Source organism: Dactylosporangium siamense (genome assembly GCF_016862795.1).
In the GTDB taxonomy this organism is placed as follows: domain Bacteria; phylum Actinomycetota; class Actinomycetes; order Mycobacteriales; family Micromonosporaceae; genus Dactylosporangium; species Dactylosporangium siamense.
The window spans coordinates 18,213-34,141 of record NZ_BONQ01000125.1 but is presented as its reverse complement, the minus strand read 5'-3'; the positions used below and the strand labels follow the sequence as shown (position 1 = coordinate 34,141).

General features: G+C 73.7%; 15 protein-coding genes. 5 read left to right on the top strand and 10 right to left on the bottom strand.

Features of this window, described 5'->3' with window-relative positions:
* The gene (locus tag Dsi01nite_RS38920) at positions 1-552 is read right to left on the bottom strand and encodes a protein-tyrosine phosphatase family protein (protein WP_203851398.1); all 552 of its coding nucleotides are present in this window, start codon (positions 550-552) and stop codon (positions 1-3) included.
* A 65-nt stretch (positions 553-617) separates the two neighbouring features.
* Positions 618-1,559: a DUF1861 family protein gene (locus Dsi01nite_RS38915; RefSeq protein WP_203851397.1), complete on the bottom strand. Its 942-nt coding sequence runs from the start codon at positions 1,557-1,559 to the stop codon at positions 618-620.
* Positions 1,560-1,692: 133 nt separating this feature from the next.
* On the opposite strand from Dsi01nite_RS38915, the gene Dsi01nite_RS38910 reads away from it, so the two are divergent.
* On the top strand, positions 1,693-3,252 hold the full coding sequence (locus Dsi01nite_RS38910) for a PP2C family protein-serine/threonine phosphatase (RefSeq protein ID WP_203851396.1): 1,560 nt from the start codon (positions 1,693-1,695) through the stop codon (positions 3,250-3,252).
* A 41-nt stretch (positions 3,253-3,293) separates the two neighbouring features.
* Here Dsi01nite_RS38910 and Dsi01nite_RS38905 read toward each other — a convergent pair whose 3' ends face one another.
* From Dsi01nite_RS38905 to Dsi01nite_RS38890, 4 genes are all read right to left on the bottom strand, one after another.
* Positions 3,294-4,454: a S8 family serine peptidase gene (locus tag Dsi01nite_RS38905; protein WP_239136508.1), complete on the bottom strand. Its 1,161-nt coding sequence runs from the start codon at positions 4,452-4,454 to the stop codon at positions 3,294-3,296.
* Between the two features lie 97 nt (positions 4,455-4,551).
* Positions 4,552-5,046, bottom strand: a complete 495-nt coding sequence (locus tag Dsi01nite_RS38900; protein ID WP_203851394.1) for an RICIN domain-containing protein — start codon at positions 5,044-5,046, stop codon at positions 4,552-4,554.
* Positions 5,047-5,145: 99 nt separating this feature from the next.
* A complete protein-coding gene (locus Dsi01nite_RS38895; RefSeq protein ID WP_203851393.1) occupies positions 5,146-6,135 on the bottom strand; it encodes a TolB-like translocation protein in 990 nt (329 codons plus the stop codon).
* Entirely contained in the window at positions 6,135-7,433 is a 1,299-nt protein-coding gene (locus Dsi01nite_RS38890; protein WP_239136492.1) for an MFS transporter, read from the bottom strand. The genes Dsi01nite_RS38895 and Dsi01nite_RS38890 overlap by 1 nt, the downstream gene beginning before the upstream one ends.
* Positions 7,434-7,646: 213 nt before the next feature.
* Here Dsi01nite_RS38890 and Dsi01nite_RS38885 point away from each other — a divergent pair, with 213 nt between their 5' ends.
* The 4 genes from Dsi01nite_RS38885 to Dsi01nite_RS38870 all read left to right on the top strand — a co-directional run bounded on the left by Dsi01nite_RS38885 (position 7,647) and on the right by Dsi01nite_RS38870 (position 11,466).
* Positions 7,647-9,023, top strand: a complete 1,377-nt coding sequence (locus Dsi01nite_RS38885; RefSeq protein WP_203851391.1) for a CBM96 family carbohydrate-binding protein — start codon at positions 7,647-7,649, stop codon at positions 9,021-9,023.
* Between the two features lie 133 nt (positions 9,024-9,156).
* Positions 9,157-9,735, top strand: coding sequence for a hypothetical protein (locus tag Dsi01nite_RS38880; protein WP_203851390.1), 579 nt, complete (start codon positions 9,157-9,159; stop codon positions 9,733-9,735).
* A gap of 10 nt (positions 9,736-9,745) precedes the next feature.
* A complete protein-coding gene (locus Dsi01nite_RS38875) occupies positions 9,746-10,846 on the top strand; it encodes a sensor histidine kinase (protein ID WP_203851389.1) in 1,101 nt (366 codons plus the stop codon).
* A complete protein-coding gene (locus Dsi01nite_RS38870; RefSeq protein ID WP_203851388.1) occupies positions 10,843-11,466 on the top strand; it encodes a response regulator transcription factor in 624 nt (207 codons plus the stop codon). The genes Dsi01nite_RS38875 and Dsi01nite_RS38870 overlap by 4 nt, the downstream gene beginning before the upstream one ends.
* Here Dsi01nite_RS38870 and Dsi01nite_RS38865 read toward each other — a convergent pair.
* From Dsi01nite_RS38865 to Dsi01nite_RS38850, 4 genes are all read right to left on the bottom strand, one after another.
* Positions 11,456-12,649 (bottom strand): metal-dependent hydrolase family protein, encoded by a 1,194-nt coding sequence (locus Dsi01nite_RS38865; protein WP_239136491.1) that lies wholly within the window; start codon positions 12,647-12,649, stop codon positions 11,456-11,458. The two genes, Dsi01nite_RS38870 and Dsi01nite_RS38865, sit on opposite strands and share 11 nt — an antisense overlap.
* On the bottom strand, positions 12,646-13,896 hold the full coding sequence (locus Dsi01nite_RS38860) for an RNA polymerase sigma factor (protein WP_308442124.1): 1,251 nt from the start codon (positions 13,894-13,896) through the stop codon (positions 12,646-12,648). The genes Dsi01nite_RS38865 and Dsi01nite_RS38860 overlap by 4 nt, the downstream gene beginning before the upstream one ends.
* A complete protein-coding gene (locus tag Dsi01nite_RS38855) occupies positions 13,893-14,225 on the bottom strand; it encodes a YciI family protein (RefSeq protein ID WP_203851386.1) in 333 nt (110 codons plus the stop codon). Before Dsi01nite_RS38855 ends, Dsi01nite_RS38860 begins: the two co-directional genes overlap by 4 nt.
* Before the next feature lie 71 nt (positions 14,226-14,296).
* Positions 14,297-15,883 carry a methyl-accepting chemotaxis protein gene (locus Dsi01nite_RS38850; RefSeq protein ID WP_203851385.1) on the bottom strand — a complete coding sequence of 529 codons (1,587 nt, stop codon included), beginning with the start codon at positions 15,881-15,883 and terminating at the stop codon, positions 14,297-14,299.
* Between the last annotated feature and the right edge of the window lie 46 nt (positions 15,884-15,929).

Here is a 15,929-nt window from a genome sequence, read left to right as displayed (position 1 = left end):
TCAGCCGGTGCGCAGTGGGCCGTGCGGGCGCGCGCCGGCGGCGATCCAGTCCTCGACGCTGCGGGTGTAGGTGGGCAGCGGCCGCGCTCCGGGGTGATGGTCCCGGATGAGCGACGCGGCGTCGGCGGGTGCGTGACCGAGCAGCCGCAGGACCGCGTAGGCGACCATGGCGGAGCGGTGCCGCCCGTGCTGGCAGTGCACGAGGACACCGGCGCCCGGGTCGCGGTCGATGACGCCGGCGGCGAACAGGGCCGCCCGGGACCACCGCCGCGGCGGCTGCGGCAGGTGGACGTCCCACATCGGGGCGTGCACCACGTTGGCCGGGCCGAGCAGCGCCCGCTCGGCCGTCAGGTCCTGCGACAGCACGGTCTGGTGGGTCGCCCGGCAGTTGACGATGTGCGTGACGCCGGCGCCCGGGAGCGCGGCGAGGGTCTCGGGCGTCGGTAGCGCGCCGATCGCGAGCCGGATGCCACCGGTCCATTGCGGCTCGTAGCGCCGCTTGGGTCCATACACGCGGGTGCTCAGCAGGTGCACCCGGCTCCGCCACACCACCGTCCCAGCACCTCCTTCGCGCCAGCACGACTGTACCGACGCCGCAGGGGGTGACGGCAGAGCGGTCAGAAGGGGGAGGGCAGGACGATGGAGCCGATGGTCGCGTCGCTCAGGCCGCAGTAGACGCGGGTGAGGCCACCGTCGAGGACCTCGAGGGAGCCGGGGAAGACGACGTCGGTCAGGTCCGGGCGTTTCGGCGGGGCCGGCGGGAAGTCCGACCGCATCGCGATGACCCGCGGCGCGGTGGCCGTGCTGGCGGCGGGGTCGATGGTCCACCAGGCGCCCGCGTATTCCTGCGGGCCGCCCTCCTCGCCGACCGCGACGTGACCGAGGACGCCGATGCGGTCGCCGAGGTCGTAGAGCTCGTTGACGCCGAGCTTGGTGTCCTCGGCGACCTGGTCGTGGAAGACGTGGGCCTTCGCGATCAGCTCCGGCGACAGCTCGGTGTAATCCTCGGCCATGATCAGGCTCACCCGGCCGCGGCCGGCCGTGCCACCCTGCGGGCGGCCGCAGACCGCGAGGCCGTCGCGGCGTTGCAGCAGCCGGATGTCCTTCATCTGCGGCACCTCGAGGAACGCACCGGCCGGGTCGAGCCGCTCGACGTCGGGCGCGGCGTGGAAGCGGGTGACGACCATCGGCGGGTCCTGCCGGAAGTCCAGCGACACCACCCCGAACACCAGCACCGGCGAGCCGTCGCGGCCCAGCACCCAGGCCGCGAACGGGTCCTCGGCGGCGGTGAACACCGGTGTGCCCGGCGCGGGACGCCAGCCGCCGGGCGTGCGCTCGTAGAAGCGGATCTCCGGGTCCCACGACGACTGGTCGCGCCAGTAGCTGTCCGGCGACTCGACCCGCACCGCGAGCAGGGTCCGGCCGCCCTGCCGCACGACGCACGGGTTGTAGGCCAGCCGGTCACCGACGCCGGGGATCACCTCGGCGACCCCGGTCGGGCGGCCGGAGCGGCGCAGATGGTCGGCGACGAGGTCGCGATACCCGATGGGCTGCGTCATGTGGCATTCCTCAGCGGTCCTGGACAACGCGGGGACACAAGCACCGTAACGCCGTCACCGGCCGCGGAAGGCGGGAAAGCAGGGTGAATGTCGAAAGCGGCCGCGCGGTCGCTTCGGCACTAAGCTTCGACAGATGGCACACGACGGTGCGCGGCGCGGGACCGCGCCGGCCGCTGCGGACAGTGACGGTGACACCGTCACGGCGGTGGTCCGCGCGTTGCTGTCGGCGGTGCCGTCCGGGTGCACCTGGCTGCTGCCGCTGACCGGCGAGGACGGCCGCGTCGCCGACTTCCTCGTCGCGGCGGTGAGCGGCCGCGACAACGACATCTACGGCCGCGGCGCCGGCCGGATCGGCGAACGGTTCAGCGAGCTGTATCCGAGCCTGGTCGGCGGCCCGCTCTGGCAGCTCTACCTGCGGGCCGTCACCGACGGCGTGGCCGCCGAGCTGTCCGACTTCCGCTACGCCGAACAGCGGGCCGGGGTCGTGGCCGACTCCCTGTTCGAGATCAGCGTGCACCCCGTCCTCGGCGGGCTGCTGGTGTGGTGGCAGCGCGTCGACGAGGCCCGCCGCCGGCTGGAGCGCACCGAGCTGCTCGGCAGTCTCGGCTGGGCGGAATACGACCTGGTCACCGGCCGCAGCGAGTGGTCACCCGGGATGTTCCGGATCTTCGAGCGGGACCCGGCGCTCGGTGCGATGTCCCGCTCGGAGCAGGCCGCGGCGCTCCTCGCCGACGACCGGGGGGTCAGCGAGACCGCCTGGCAGACCCTCGACAGCGGCGCCGCGTCCGACGTGACCGTGCGGTTCCGGGCCGGCGGGACGGTGAAGTACCTGCGGATCCTCTCCGACGTCGCCCGCGACGCCGACGGCAGCCCGCTGAAGATCTACGCCGTCGTGCAGGACGTCACGGCCCGGGAGGACACCCGCACGGCGATCGAGCGGCTCAGCGACCAGCTGCGCACCCGCGAGATGACGGCGCTCGCCGAGCACCGCCTCGCCGCGCAGCTGCAGAACCTGATCCAGCCGGTGCCGCACGAGCCGTTCCCCCTCGCCGGGCTGCAGGCGGTGGTCAGTTACCTGCCCGCGGAGCGCGCCGTGCAGGTCGGCGGGGACTGGTATCACGCGCAGACCCTGCCCGACGGCCGGGTCGCGCTCGCGGTCGGCGACGTCGCCGGGCACGGCCTGGATGCCGCGAACGGCATGGCGCACCTGCGGTTCTCCCTGGTGGCGTGGCTGTCCATCGGCATCCGCGACCCGGGCACGCTGCTCGCCCACATGAACCTGCTGTGCCTGCAGCTGGGCATCACCGGCACCGCCGCGATCGGCGTCTACGACCCGGGCGCGAGGACGCTGTCGTGGGCGCGGGCCGGGCACATGCCGCCGCTGCTGGCCCGGGCCGGCGCGGTCAGCGAGCTGGAGCGGCCCACCGGCCTGCTCCTCGGCGCCGCCGCCGACGCCGCCTATCCGGTCCTCGCCTCGTGCCTGCGGGACGACGACCTGGTCCTGTTCTACACCGACGGGCTGGTGGAGCGCCGCTCGGCGAGCACCGAGGTGATGCTGGGCCGGGTGAAGCAGACCCTCGCCGACGTCTCCGCCGACCCCGGCCCGGAGCCGCTGACCCGGTTGCGCGGCCTGCTGCACTTCGCCAGCCCGGACGACGACACCTGCACCCTCGCGCTGCGCGTCCTGCCCTGAAAGGGGCTGGCTGCAACGCCTGCCCCGACAACGGCCGATCGTCAGCGGCGGCGCCGGGAGGACTTCAGCAGGGGGCGGGCGACGCCGAAGACCAGGAGCAGTGCCAGCAGGAGTGAGCCACCGCCGACGGCCGCGGCACGGATGGTCCGGGAGCTCAGGCCCGGCGTGCTGCCCGGTGGTGGCGCCGCCGCCGTCGGCGGGGACGTGGACGGGGACGCGCCGGCGGCGGCGATCGGGCCGAGCGGGTCGGCCGTTACCGGCGGGACCGTCGCGGTGAGCGCCGCGTACGGGTCGATCAGCCCGTGCCCGAAGGCGTCGTCGCGGCCCGCGGTGCCCTTGTCACGGGCGGTTGCGAAGAGGCGGTTGAGGACGTTCGCCGCGTCCAGTGCCGGATACTTCGACCAGATCAGGGCGAGGGCCCCGGAGACGATGGCGGCGGCGCCGCTCGTGCCGCTGCCAACCGCGAAACCGGAGGGGTAGCGGGCCTTCGGGGCGGCCCCGATGATGTCCTGCGCGGGGGCGGCGATGTCGACCGTCGGGTCGGCGATGGAGCCGTCCCACAGCCCGCCGGCGCGGGTGGTGCCGGCGACGGTGACGACACCCGGGTAGCGGGCCGGTAGCGGGACGTGGTCATCGCCCTGGGGCCGGTTGCCGCCGGCGGCGACGAGGAGCGCGCCCTTGCCTCGCGCGTACGCGATGGCGTCGATCTCCGGCTGCTTCAGCTCGTCGTCGGTGAGGGTGAACGACAGGTTGATGATCTTCGCGCCGTGGTCGGCGGCATATCGGATCGGCTCGGCGAGGGTGCCTTCGGGGTTCTTGAGCTCGCGGTTGCCGATCGGGATGGCGATCGGGAGGATCCTGGCCTTCGGGGCGATGCCGAGCACGGCGCTGCCGCGGCCGGCGAGGACCGACGCCATCTGGGTGCCGTGGCCGTCGGGGTCGTCCCAGCCCTTCTGGCTCGTGACGCCGTTGGTGCCGGTGCCGGCGAGCAGGGCGCCGGACAGGTCGGGCTGGGTGCTGTCGACGCCGGTGTCGATGACCGCGACGACGACGCCGTCGCCCTTGGCGACCTGCTGGGCCTTGGCGACGCTCAGCGCGCCGAGCCACCACTGCTGCTCACGGACGGTCTCGGCGTGGGCGGGCGCGGGGGCGGCGACCGCCGTGACGCCGACGAGCACCAGGGCTGCCACGGCCGCGCGCATTCTCACCCCGCGACCGTAGCGAAGCGGGGCGGCAGCCCGCCCGCCGGCCTGTCGAAAGCCCGGCGGACGGGTCACCGTCCCGATGTGCCGGCCGGGGTCAGGACCACCACCACTTCTGGTTGGCGCCGCCGTAGCAGTCGTACTGCACGGCCCGGCCGAAGTTCTCGGTGCTGTAGTTGAGGATCTCGAGGCACTTGCCGCTGTTGCGGTTGGCGATGAAGCCGTAGGTCGGGTTCATGTCCCACTGCTGGTTCCGGCCACCGTGGCACCAGTACTGCCCGACCGCCGCGAAGTTCGCCGTGCTGGAATACGCGACCTCCAGGCACTTGCCGCTGTTCACGTTCTGGATGATGCCGGTGCTGGTGTTGTAGTTCCACTGCTCGATCGGCCCGCCGTAGCAGTCGTACTGGCCGGCCGGCGCGAAGTCCGCCAGCGAGCCGTAGCTGATCTCGAGGCACTTGCGGCTGTACTGGTTCTGGAACAGCTTGTTGTAGCCGACGGCCGCCGAGGCCGGTGCCGCCGCCGCGAAGACCAGCGTCGCCGCCATGACGACGGCCACGCCGGCCGCGGCCAGAAGTTTCCTGCCTACCATCTCGTTCTCCCTGCCGGTCGAGCCCGATGTGCTGACCCGACACACTGTGCGTGACGACAACGGGCCGCGCCGCTGTCGGTCCAGTTCACGACATGGGTGTCAGCCTGACGTGAGCGCCGCGGGAGACTCCGCGCCCGGGATCAGCAGCCGTGGCGCGCCCGAGCCGTCCGCCGGGACCGACCACACGTCGGGCCGGCCGTCGTCCTGCCGCAGCGTGTACGCCAGGGTCGCGCCGTCCAGCCAGGCCGCCTGGTCATCGACGCTCGCCCGCTCCGCGGTCTGGGTCACCCGCATGGTGGCGAGGTCGAGCACCGACAGCCGCCACCCCTTCATCGGGTCCGCGTCGATCGCCTGCTTGAACGCGATCCGGGTGCCGTCCGGCGACAGCGACGGGCACTCGACGTTGTCCCGCAGGGTCTCCACGGTCCGGGCCGCGAGGTCGCCGCGGACCAGGTACCGGCGCCCACCGGTCGACATCGTCGCGTAGAACCGGTTGTCGTCGGCGGCGAAGGTGACGCCCCAGAAGTTGACGTCGACGTTGCGGTAGGGCGCGCCGTCGCGGATGACCGTGAACTCCTCAAGGGTGTTCACGGTGGTTCCCGTGCGGGTGTCGAGGATGCCGGTGCGGGTGGAGAAGCCGCTGCTGGTGTACGAGTCGCCGCCCACGAACACGGTCCATGCGACGAACCGCCCCGACGGTGACACCCGCGCGCGGTTGGGCAGGCCGGGGACGGCGATGACCTGGTGGGGTCGCAGGTCCGCGTCGAGCACGGCGACCTCGTAGCTCCACGCGGTCGCGGGCCGCAGGCAGATCCCGGTGCCGGCGGCGGCGTACACCCGCAGGCACTCCACCGTGGACACCATCCGCGGGCCGGCGGGGTCGGCGGCGGAGACGGATGCCAGGTGCCGGTCGGTGATCGTCAGCAGCCGCGGCCCCGGCGTCAGGGTCACCTCGCCCGGCGTGCCCGCCGCCGGCAGCGGCGGCGCGGTGCGGTCCGCGGCGAGCGCGGTGTATCCGGCGGCGACGCCGGCGAGCAGGACGACGGCGGCGGCGAGCACCAGCAGCCGACCACGATTCGACAGGGCCATCAGCGCTTCTTCCTCAACAGCAGCAGCGTTGCCACGACGACGAGCGCGACTCCCAGTGCCGCGACCCGGCTGGCCGCCTGCGGGCCCCACGCCTGCCACGCGAGTCCGAAGAGGACGGACGAGACGAGGTACGCGAGTGCCTGCCCCGTCTGGATCAGCGCGATCCCGGTCGTGCGCAGCCGGACCGGCAGCACCGGCCCGGCCAGCGCGACGAGCACCCCGTCCGTGGCGGCGTAGAACAGCCCGTGCAGCGCGAGCGTGACGACGAGCAGCGGCCAGCCGCCGACCGGGCCGAACAGCAGCGCGTAGGTCACGCCCAGCGCGGCATAGCCGCCGAGGACCACCGGCAGCCGTCCGATCCGGTCCGCGAGCAGGCCCATCGGCGTGGCGAGCAGCAGGTACGCGAGGCTGGTGCCGACGGCCAGCAGCGGGAACCACACGAGGCTCAGGTCTTCGCGGCGCTGGAGCATGAGGTACACGAAACCGTCGCCGATCGTGGCGAGGCCGAGCAGGCAGGCGGCCGCGACGAGCCGCCGGACCGGTGCGGCGCGCAGCAGCCCGGCCGCCTCACCGACGGTGACCTTCGGCGCTTGGGGCTTGCCGCCGACCTTCGGCGCTTCGGTTGTGCCGCTGACCTTCGGCGCTTCGGTTGTGCCGCCGTCCGGTCGTTCGCGCACGAACAGGACGAGCACCACCACGGCGAGCGCGGCGACGCAGAAGCTGGTGACGAACACGGCGTCGTAGGACTCCCCCGCCGCGGCGAGGACGGCGAGCGCGGCGAGCGGCCCGAGGAACGCGCCGATGCCGTCCATCGTGCGGTGCACCCCGAACGCCCGGCCGAGTGCCTCCGGTGGGCTCGAGGCGGTGATGAGCGCGTCGCGGGGCGCGGTCCGCACGCCCTTGCCGAGCCGGTCGACGGCGATGACGGCGCCGATCGCGGTCATCGACCGACCGGCCAGCAGCAGCCCGAGTTTGGCGACGGCGGACAGCGTGTATCCGAGCCCGGCGACCAGCTTGCGGGAGCGGATCCGGTCGGCGACGAACCCGCCGACGAGGCGCAGCAGTGCGGTCGCGCCGGTGTAGACGCCGTCGATGACGCCGTACGCGAGCGGGCTGACGTGCAGGCCGAGCACGAGATACAGGGGCAGGACCGCGGTAACCATCTCGGCGGACACGTCGGTGATGAGGCTGACGGTGCCCAGCGCGACGACGTTGCCGCTGACCAGGGCCAGCCTTCTGCGGCGCGGACCCGCGGCGGGCGCCTCGTCCATCGGCTTCGACACGGTCGACAGGTACACCCGGCGCATTCCCTTCTGCAGTGACGGTCCGCCATCCTCCGCCGGTGCGAATTCGGCCGGCAACCTACCGCACAATGCGGTCCGGCGTGCAGATCATGAACAGCACTTTACATCGAAGTATTTCGCTATATGTTTACCTCACGGTCCCGGCCCGGTCCAACGGCGTCCCTATGTTCCTTGCGCTTCTGCACACGCCCAGAGAAGGGTTTCTGGATGGGCATCCGTCTCACCCGCCCCCCGGTGACGATGGCGACGGTCGCGGTGCTGGTCGCCGCCACCGCCACCGTCGTCGTGGCCTCCGCCGCGCCGGCGGCGGCCGCCACGCAAACGTTCACGCCGGTCGCCGACACCTACGTCCAGAGCGACGCCACCTCCACCAACTACGGCACCGCCACGCAGATCGTCGTGGACAACTCACCCGTGCGCCGCCTGTTCCTGCGGTTCACGGTGTCCGGCGTCAGCGGCACGGTCACCGCCGCCAAGCTGCGGCTGCGCGCCATCAGCGGCAACGACGGCAGCGTCAACGGCGGCACGTTCAAGGCCATGAGCAACACGTCATGGTCCGAGACGGGCACGACGTGGGCCAACCAGCCCGCGATCGACGGCGCCACCCTGGGCACCCTCGGCGCCGTCAGCCGCGACGGCTGGTACGAGATCGACGTCAAGGCACTCGTGACCGGCAACGGCACGTTCAGCATCGGCGGCAGCTCGACCAACACCGACGGCGCCTACTACGACTCGCGGGAGAGCGGCGCCGACGCACCGCAGCTCGTGCTCACCACCGGCACCACCACCCCGCCGTCGGGCGACCCCGTCTTCGTCGGCGCGGGCGACATCGCCAACTCCGGCTCCGGCGACAGCGCCACCGCGGCACTGATCGACAACATCCCCGGCACCGTCTACACGCTCGGCGACAACGTCTACGACAGCGGCACCGCCAGCGAGTTCAACTCCTACTACGAGCCGACCTGGGGCCGGTTCAAGTCCCGCACCCGGCCCAGCCCCGGCAACCACGACTACGTCACGTCGGGCGCGTCCGCGTACTACAGCTACTTCGGCTCCGTCGCCGGTCCGTCGGGTCGCGGGTACTACTCCTTCGACCTCGGCAACTGGCACATCGTCTCGCTCAACTCGAACATCAGCATGTCCGCCGGCTCCACCCAGGAGCAGTGGCTGCGCACCGACCTGGCGGCGAGCACGAAACCGTGCACGCTCGCCTACTGGCACCACCCCCTGTTCACCTCCAGCTCCAACCACGCACCGTCGACGTCGACCCGCCCGCTCTACCAGGCGCTCTACGACTACAACGCCGACGTCGTGCTCTGGGGCCACAACCACGTCTACGAACGCTTCGCCCCGATGAACCCCAACGGCGGCCTCGACACCGCCCGCGGCCTGCGCACCTGGGTCGCCGGCATGGGCGGCGCCAGCCACTACGCGTTCGGCACCATCCAGCCCAACAGCGAAGCCCGCAACAGCTCCGCCTACGGCGTCCTGAAGTTCACCCTGCACGCCAACACCTACGACTGGCAGTTCGTGCCGGTCGCCGGCCAGTCCTACAGCGACAGCGGCACCGGCTCCTGCCACTGATCGCCACCACCACGACGCGGTGGGTCCTCACCGATCCACCGCGTCGCGGCGCGCCACCGGCACATGACGACCGGCGCCGGGGTCTGGCCGGGCGGCACTGCCGCGGCGGCGGCCACGAAAATACGGTCCTGGCATGGATCTCACGTGGTTTCAACGGTTCGGCGCCGTCAGCGGCGTCCTGCTCGGGCTGTCGATCGGGGTGCCGGGAGCGGTCGAGGCGTTCACCGGCGAGACGTCGGCGACGAGTTTCGTCCTGGGGCTGGGGATCGCGTTCTCGGCGCCGGCGGTCACCGCCCTCTACCTGCACCACCGGGCCACCGCCGGCCGGTTCGGGGCGGTCGCCTACGCGGTCAACCTGATCGGCCTCGGCCTGTTCACCGGGGTCGCGTTCGCCCTGAACCTGGTCGTGTTCTATCTCGACAAGTCCACTGTGGACTCGCTGCTGGCGGGGCCGACCGGGTCGGCGGTGTCGATCAGCGCACTGGTGTTCGTCGCCGGGACGGTCCTGTTCAGCGTGTCGATGGTGCGCTCCGGCGGCTTCCCGAAGCTGCCGGCGGTCGGTTACGGCGTGGCGCTGACGCTGCTCGCGCTCCTCGCGCCGCTGCCGGACACCCCGGCCACCAGCGTCGTGCACGTCGTGGCGGCGGTGTCGATCGGGTGGCTGTCGCTGGCGGTGCTGCCGGCCCGCCGTGCGGTGCCGGTCGCTGCGTAACCTGGTGGGCATGGGTCCGCCGCGTCCGGTGTCGTGGCTGCCGTGCGTGATGTACGGCGCCGTCCTCATCGCGGGCCTGCACGACCTGACCCGCGGCCAGAGCGGGAGCCCGGCCCAGGCGGCCGGGCTCGTCGCCGCGATCGGGGTGCTCGCCGCGCTGGAGCCGGTGGAGCGGCGGGTCACCGCGCCGCCGTGGTGCTTCCTGGCCGTGCGGACGGCGCTGTTCGTGGCGGTCGCGGCGCTGGACGGGTCGGGGCTGTCGAACCTGCTGTTCCTGCTGGTGCCGTTCACCGCGTACTTCGCCTACGGCAGGCGGGTCGCGGTCACCCTCGCGGTGGCCGGGGTGGCGCTGCCGGTCGGTTGGGCGACGGTTGCCGACGCTCACTGGTACCGCAGCGGCGAACGTGTATCAGATGTGCTGATGCTGGGCGTCGGCATGGTGCTGGCGGTCGCGATGGCGGCGGCCGCGGTCGGTGAGTCGGACTCGCGGGCCCGGCTGCGGCTGGCGCTCGCGGAGGTCGCCGAGCTGTCCGCGGCGGCGGAGCGGGGCAGGGTGGCCCGGGACATCCACGACAGTCTCGGGCACCACCTGACCGCGGTCAGCATCCAGCTGGAGAAGGCGACGGCGTTCCGGGACCTCGACCCGGCCGCGGCGGAGCAGGCGGTGCGCGACGCCCGGGAGTCCGCGGCCCGCGCGCTCGTCGACGTGCGCGGCGCGGTGCGGGCCCTCGCCGCGCCGTTCTCGCTGTCGGACGCGCTCGCCGAGCTCGCCTCGGCCGGTGGCGCCGGGGTCTGCGCGGTGGACGTGGAGGTGTCCGGTGACGAGCACGGCCTGCCGGTCGCGGCGCGGGTGGCGCTGTTCCGGGCGGCGCAGGAGGGCGTGACGAACGCCCGCCGCCATGCCGGTGCCCGCCGGGTCACGGTGCGGGCCACGTTCGGTGGCGCCGCGGCGCGGCTGGTCGTCGCCGACGACGGGCGCGGGTTCGCCGCCGGCGCCGCCGACGGGTTCGGGCTGCGGGGGATGCGCGAGCGGGTGGCCGCGGTGGGCGGCGACGTGGTGGTGGCCGCGCAGCACGGGGTCACCCTCACCGTCACGGTGCCGACCGCATGACGGCCGTCCGGGTCCTCGTCGTCGACGACCAGCAGCTGGTCCGCGACGGCATCGCGTCGCTGCTGGGCCTCCAGCCGGGGATCGAGGTCGTCGGCACCGCCGCGGACGGCGCCGAGGCCGTCGCGAAGGCCCTGGAGTCCGCGCCGGACGTGGTGCTGATGGACGTCCGCATGCCCGGCATGGACGGCGTCGAGGCGACCCGGGAGCTGTGCCGGCGGCTGCCCGGGTGCCGGGTGGTGATGCTGACGACGTTCGACGACGACGACTACGTGACGCGGGCGCTACGGGCCGGTGCGACCGGTTACCTGCTGAAGGACCTCGGCGCGGCCGACCTCGCCGCCGCGGTCCGCCTCACCCACGCCGGGGTGGCGCCCCTCGCCGCCGGGGTGGCCGCCCGGCTCGCCGCGCCGCCGGCCGACCAGGGGGTGCTGACCGCCCGGGAGGTGGAGATCCTGCGGTTGGTCGCGAAGGGAGCGACCAACCGTGAGATCGGCCGGGTCCTCTTCGTCAGCGAGGGCACGGTGAAGAACCACGTGTCGCGGGTGCTGGGCCGGCTCGGCCTGCGGGACCGCACCCAGGCGGCGATCTACGCCCGCGAGCACGGCCTGCTCAGCGACTGAGCGCGGCGCCGTCGAGCGCGACCCCGCGGACGTAGACGGCGCGGATGCGGTGCAGCGCGCCCGGATCCCGCAGCGGGTCGCCGTCGACGGCGAGGACGTCGGCGTCGTAGCCGGGGACGAGGCGCCCCTTGCGGCGCCCGAGCCCGCAGGTGGTCGCGGCCACGGACGTCGCCGCCCGCAGCGCGGCCGCCGGGGTCATGCCGATCTGGGCGAGCTGGGCGACCGCGGAGCGCAGCACGTCGTGGGGCTTGACCGGCCCGATGCCGGCGTCGGTGCCCGCGGTCATCACCGCCCCGGCGGCATGCATGCGGCCCAGCCCCGCGATCATGAGCGGCAGCCTGGACAGCACCGCCGGCGGTGGGGCGAACCCGGGCACCGGCACGAAGCCCACGGTCATGCCGATCGCGACCCGCTGCCCGACGATGGCGGCGAGCACCGCGTCCGGGATCGGGTCGACGCCGTCGGCGGACATGAACGAGACGTGTTCGAGGCCGTCCACGCCGGCCGCGAGGGCGTCGGCGACGGCCTGGGTGCCGTGGGCGTGCGCGGTCACCGGCAGGCCGAGGCGGTGCGCCTCGGTGACGGCGGCGCGCAGCTCGTCGGGGCCGAACTGGGACACCTCCGGGAGGCTGCCCGGCGTGAGGTTCCCGCCGCTCGCCATGATCTTGATGACGTCGACGCCGCGGTCGGCGCGTTCCCGGACGGCGGCGCGGACCCCGTCGACGCCGTGGGACGCGCCGCCGAGGTAGTGGCAGTGCCCGCCGGGAGACGTGATCGGCGGTCCGGCCGCCACGACGGTCGGCAGCGTCGGATCGGCGGCCGCGGCGGCACGCACCAGGAGGGAGCCGTAGCCGCGGTCGCCGAGGTCCCGGACCGTGGTCACCCCGCCCCTGGCGGCGTGCCGGGCGGCGGCGGTCATCGCGGTGAGGGCCTCGGCGTCGTCGCGGGCCGCGAGGTTGCCGACCGGGTCGGCAGACGCGTCGAACGCCAGGTGGACGTGGGTGTCGACCAGGCCGGGCAGCAGGGTCGCGGCGCCCAGGTCGACGACGGTCGCGCCGGCGGGGACGGGCAGCGCGGTGCCGACGGCGGTGATCGTGCCGCCGTCGAGGATCACGGTGGGGTCGGGCATCAGGGTGTCGGCGGTGCCGTCGAACAGCCACGCCGCGCGCAGGACGGTGTTCACGTCGCTGAGCGTGCCCCCGGGTGGGGTGGCGGGGCATCGGTACAGGTACTGAGTTCCGCCCGGGCGAGCAGGGCGCGGCGCTCCTCGTCGCTGAACGCGGCCGCGGCGGCCTGCCGGAACAGTTCGGCGGCGCGGTCCTGCCAACCGAGCCGGGCGGTCAGATCGGCCTCGACGGCGACGGCGTGCGGGTAGCCGTCGAGGGCGCCGTCGGCGCGGGCCGCGGCGAGCAGCGCCAGGCCCGCCCGCGGCCCGTGCGCGTAGCCGTGCGCGACGGCCCGGTTCAACGCGATCACCGGTGATGGCTGCGCGGCGGCGAGCCGGTCGTAGCAGCCGGCGATCCGGAGCCAGTCGGTGTCCTGCGCCGACGCGGCGGTGGCGTGGCACGCCGCGATGTGCGCCTGCAACCCGTAGACGCCGTCCGCCGCGACCCGGGACAGGATCGCGGTGCCCTCGGCGATGGCGGCGTGGTCCCAGCGGGACCGGTCCTGCCGGTCGAGGGTGAGCAGGTCGCCGGCGGCGTCGCGGCGGGCGTCGCGACGGGAGTGCTGGAACAGGAACAGCGCCAGCAGTGCCGGCACCTCCGGCTGGCCGGGCAGGAGCCGCTCGACCAGGCGGACGAGCCGGATCGCCTCGTCCGCGAACGCGGGCTCGCCGTCGGCGTTGTACCCCTGGGTGAACAGCAGGTACAGCACCGCGAGGACGCCGGGGAGGCGTTCGGTGAGCGCCCGGCCGGCCGGCACCCGGTACGGGATCCCGGCCGTCGCGATCTTCGTCTTGGCCCTGCTGAGCCGGCGGCTCATCGCCGACTCGGTGACAAGGAACGCCCTGGCGATGTCGGCGGTCGGCACCGCGCAGATGGTCCGCAGCGTCAACGCGACCCGCGCCTCGAGCGGCAGCGCCGGGTGGCAGCACGTGAAGATCAGCCGCAGCCGGTCGTCGACGAACGCGCCGGGCGCCGCCGGCTCCGGTGCGGTCAACGCCAGCACCGCGAGGTCGCGCAGCTTGCGCTGTTCGACCTGGGACCGGCGCAGCACGTCGACGGCCCGGTTGCGGGCGACCGTCATCAGCCACCCGCCCGGGTTGTCGGGCACGCCGTCGCGCGGCCACCGCTCCAGCGCCGCGGCGAGGGCGTCCTGGGCGCTGTCCTCGGCCAGGTTCCAGTCGCCGGTGACCCGGATCAGGGTCGCGACGATCCTCGGGTACGCCTCCGCGGCGGCAGCCGCGGCCGCGACGGCAGCCGCGGTCACTGCGGTGCGGCGAACGGGCGCAGCTCCAGGCGCCCCCATCTGGCCATCGGGTGCGCCCGGGCGACCTCGATCGCCTCGTCCAGGTCGGCGCACTCGAGGAGGTCGAACCCGACAATCACCTCTTTGGTCTCGGCGAACGGGCCGTCGGAGACCAGCAGCTCACCGTTGCGGACCCGGACGGTCGTCGCCGACGCCGTCGGCGCCAGCTCGTTGCCGGTCAGCCGCCGCCCGGCCTGGTCGTTCTCCGCCACCCACGCGTCGATGTCCGGTTCGGGTGCTTCATCCGTATCAGGCGACGTGTCGGTGCAGACGAACATCATGTACTTCATGGCTTCGCGTCCTCCGCTGGTCGGGATCTCACCATGGTGACGAACGGCGCGGCCCCGTTCGGACAGCAACGCTAGACCAGTTGAAAGTGGGAGACGATCCGCTGCAGGTCGGCCGACATGCGGGCCAGGTCGTCGGCGGAGGTGCGGGCCCGTGCGACGCCGTCGTTGGTGACCTGGCTGGACTGCGCGACGCCGCTGATGTTGCTGGCGATCTCGTTGGCGCCGGACGCGGCCCCGGCGACGTTGCGGGTCATCTCGTTGGTGGTGGCGCTCTGCTCCTCGACGGCGGCGGCGATGGTGGTGGCGTACTGGTTGGTCTCGTCGATGACGGCGGCGATCTCGGTGACCGCCGCGACGGCCGCGGCCGCGTCCTGCTGGATCGCCTCGATGCGGGCGGAGATGTCGCCGGTCGCCTTCGCGGTCTCCTGCGCCAGGTCCTTCACCTCGCCGGCGACGACGGCGAAGCCCTTGCCCGCGTCGCCGGCCCGGGCGGCCTCGATGGTCGCGTTGAGGGCGAGGAGGTTGGTCTGCTCGGCGATGGCGGTGATGGCCTTCAGGACGGTGGTGATCTCGCCGCTGGACCGGCCGAGCTTGCGGATCGTCTCCGACGCCGACTGGGCGGTCAGGACGCCACCGCCGGCGACGCGGGCGGCGTCGGCGGCGCTGCGGGCGATCTCGGCGATGGCGGCGCCCATCTGCTCGGTGCCGGCGGCGACGGTCTGCACGTTGCTGGAGACCTCCTCCGCGGACCGGGACACGACGGTGGCCTGGGCGCTGCCCTGCTCGGCGCTCGCGGCGATCTGGTTGCTCACCGTGGACAGCTCCTGCGCCGCGCCGGCGAGTGCGGTGCTGCTGGCGCCGACGGCGTGCATCGAGTCGCGCAGCCGGCCGGTCGCGGTGTTCAGCGCGGTCGCCATCGTGCCGAGCTCGTCGCGGCCGGGCACGTCCGCGACGCGGGTCAGGTCGCCGACGGCGATCCCGGCCACGACGTGCGCGACCCGGGACACGGCCCGGACCAGCTGGGCGGCGACGAGCAGCGCGAACAGCACGGCCAGGGCGAGCCCGGCGCCCAGCAGGCTCCACGTCCAGCGCAGCGCGTCGGTGTACGCGGCACGCACCCGGTCCCGGCGGTGCTCCGCCGCCGTCTGGTCCGCCGCGCCGATGCGCCGCACCAGGTCCGCCGCCTGCGTGGCGAGGGGGCCGGTGACGTCGTCGCTGATCCGTTCGACCTCGCCGAGGTTCCCGGTCCGGCTGGCGGGCAGCAGCTGGGTGTCGACCGCGGTGCGGTACCGGCCGAACACGGCGCCGAGTTCGTCGGCGAGGGCCGGCACGCCGCTGGCCGCGCGGTACGCGGCCAGGTTCGCGGCGAACTTGGCGGACGCGGCCACGACCTCCTGCTCGTGCGCGTCTTGCTGCGCGGCGTCGCGGGTGAGTGCGTGGTGCAGCACGGCGACCCGCACCGCGGCGACGTCGTCGCGCACCTCGCTGAGCTCGGCGACCGGCAGGAGTCCCCGGACGTACAGCGCCTCGGCCTCGGTCCTGAGCTCGTGCAGGCGCATGGTCGCGACGCCGCTGCCGGCGAGGGCGACGACACCGAGGATCGCCACGACGAGCAGCACCTTCGTGCGGACCGCCCGGTTCGCGAGCCAACCCGTCATCACCGATCACCCCGAGCCTCGCAGAACTCCCCACAGTGCAGATCGG